General features: G+C 33.5%; 3 protein-coding genes. 2 read left to right on the forward strand and 1 reads right to left on the reverse strand.

Going from position 1 to position 2,319, the window contains the following annotated elements:
* Nucleotides 1–30 precede the first annotated feature (30 nt).
* Together V7183_RS17370 and V7183_RS17375 are read left to right on the forward strand one after the other, a co-directional pair.
* On the forward strand, nucleotides 31–345 hold the full coding sequence (locus tag V7183_RS17370) for a hypothetical protein (protein ID WP_335360297.1): 315 nt from the start codon (nucleotides 31–33) through the stop codon (nucleotides 343–345).
* Nucleotides 346–602: 257 nt separating this feature from the next.
* The gene (locus tag V7183_RS17375) at nucleotides 603–971 is read left to right on the forward strand and encodes a DUF3979 family protein (RefSeq protein WP_335360286.1); all 369 of its coding nucleotides are present in this window, start codon (nucleotides 603–605) and stop codon (nucleotides 969–971) included.
* 29 nt (nucleotides 972–1,000) lie between these two features.
* Here V7183_RS17375 and V7183_RS17380 read toward each other — a convergent pair whose 3' ends face one another.
* On the reverse strand, nucleotides 1,001–2,041 hold the full coding sequence (locus tag V7183_RS17380; RefSeq protein WP_335360287.1) for a YkvI family membrane protein: 1,041 nt from the start codon (nucleotides 2,039–2,041) through the stop codon (nucleotides 1,001–1,003).
* Between the last annotated feature and the right edge of the window lie 278 nt (nucleotides 2,042–2,319).

The following is a 2,319-nucleotide window of genomic DNA, read 5'->3' on the forward strand; positions in this document are numbered from 1 at the left end:
GTAGACTACTTATATATAAAGGAGAGCAGTATGGGAGTGTATTGGGGAACAAAAAAACATTCTTGGCTTAGCTATGTTTCATTTTGGTTAAGTATTTCATTTTTTCTTATTTTTTTAGTTGAAGTGTTTGCATTTAACACACTTTTAAATAGTTCGAGTGGTGCAATGAAAGTTGTTAAATATTTTTATTTCGTATGTGTACCATTGAATATTATTCTTAGTTTAAGGCTATTGTTTAAGAAGAATGAAAAGAAAACATTACCAATTGTTAGTTTTGTTGTATCGTTATTATTTGCAAGTTTGATAGCGGTGTTAGCTTTAGCTGCGATAGGTAAAGTATTTTAATGGGAAACAGGAATGATACACGTCATTCCTGTTTTTTATGTACAATAAGACTTTCGCCTTAAAACACAGCAAAAGTGAAGAAGTTAGGTTGTCTGTAATTAGATTAATCTTCATTGTATAATTTGGATAAAATCCGTGTAGCATAAAGCAAATGAATATAGTAAGAGAAGCGATATATGGTACAATAAACGTGATAGTGATAGAGAGAAAGGGTTATATATAATACTCATGGTTTTTAGTAAGAGAGGGGTTATCTTATGCTATACGAGGATTTAATGACATTGTTTCAAGTTGCTCCAATGGAAGATGGAAAAGACGGCTGGAAATATGTGATCCAAGAACAAAATGGTACGTATTCAATTGTTAATGAAATAGTGACAGAACATATGAGTGTGGAAATATATTTTAATGAATATGATGAGATAAGGATTACTTTATATAAAGATGGGAAATCCATCACTACTATACAGCGGATAGCAATTTTAAAAGCGGAATTAGAAGAGGATGAAGACGCTATTCAGTTTGTATTAGAGCGTATGCCAAGTCGCATGATTCGGTTACAATTAAAGCCGTATCTTGCAGTAGAGATGGGATTATATTGGGAAGTGTGTGAAGACTGTGAATAAAAAAGCGTCCGCTCATAGCGGATGCTTTTTTATGTTTTTTGAAGTTGTTTACATGCGATAATGGGGAGTAGGATGATACTAACCCATCCGATTATTGGATATAAGATGTGCAGGAGTTCACTGTAGCCAATATAGCTAAAGCAATAACTAATTAGTAAAATAAAATAAACAATACGATTGTTTTTCCAACCAGTGATAGATTGCATTTGTTTGGTCATCCCAAATATATTTCCAACTAATGTTGTAAATACTTCTCCAAAAATAATAAGGACAAAGAAAAAGTGAAAAGTTGCATTGAATCGTCGGACAACTTCTGCCATAGGAATGTTGTATTGATAAAATTGCTCGACCGATAAAATAGCCAAATGGCTACATAATAGAATAAAACAGAGTCCTGCGCCTCCTAAAATCCCTCCCCATAAAATAGCTTTTTGATCTTTCACCTCACTTGCTAATGGTACGAGAACACTTTGGGCGAGAGAAAGGTTTAAGGCGACATATGTAATAGGACTTGTAATCCATTTTATATTCCAACTTTCTGTAGGAACAGTATTAAGTATAGGTGTTGTATCGTGAATAAATGTTGTAATAGCAAGTCCAATAATGAAAATCATCATAATGGGTACTACAAGTGTATTTACTTCGAAAACCCCTTGTAATCCCCGGCTACCAATAATGATACAAGCAATAATTGTAATAAAAATACCCAGTTGTCTTGGGAGACGGAGTTGTTCTTCAAATACGGCACCAGCCCCTGATAACATAACGCTTGTTACCCCGAACAGTACAAGAAGCAATAAAGTGTTTACTACATTTCCAAATACATCTCCAAATAAATATTTGTTAAATTCTTGTGCTGAGAATGCACCAATTTGTGAGGAAAGCAACATCATCTTCGTACCTAACCAAATAAAAAAAAATCCACTTATACATATTCCGATTGTTCCGTATAGGCCGTTAATTGTAAAAAACTCAACAATTTCTCGTCCAGTTGCAAATCCAGCCCCGACGACAGTCCCAATATAAGTAGCAGCAACTTTTTTTGCTACTTGCCATTGTTGATTATTCATGTAATCCCTCTTTCTACTATGATGAACGTGACTTACTACTATGCATATGTGTGAGCTTGGACAATTAGACATGAAAGGATACATGAATTTCTGGAGATTAGGAAAAGGTAAAAGTTGTTAAAGTTTTGTTACATATAAGCTAATGATTTGGAAGAGTAGGAAATGTATGGTACAATGAAATTGTATTATTAAAAGATAATAATTCTAAAGTGATAAGAGGAGTGGATTGGATGAGTACGAAAACAAATGTTGTTGAAGTATTAAACAAACAGGTAGCA

Origin of the sequence: Bacillus sp. JJ1127 (genome assembly GCF_036965845.1) — a bacterium.
GTDB lineage: Bacteria > Bacillota > Bacilli > Bacillales > Bacillaceae_G > Bacillus_A.

Coding starts and splice junctions, on each gene's coding strand:
- V7183_RS17380 (WP_335360287.1), bottom strand. CDS start 2,041: ATGAATAATCAACAATGGCAAGTAGCAAAAAAAGTTGCTGCTACTTAT.
- V7183_RS17375 (WP_335360286.1), top strand. CDS start 603: ATGCTATACGAGGATTTAATGACATTGTTTCAAGTTGCTCCAATGGAA.
- V7183_RS17370 (WP_335360297.1), top strand. CDS start 31: ATGGGAGTGTATTGGGGAACAAAAAAACATTCTTGGCTTAGCTATGTT.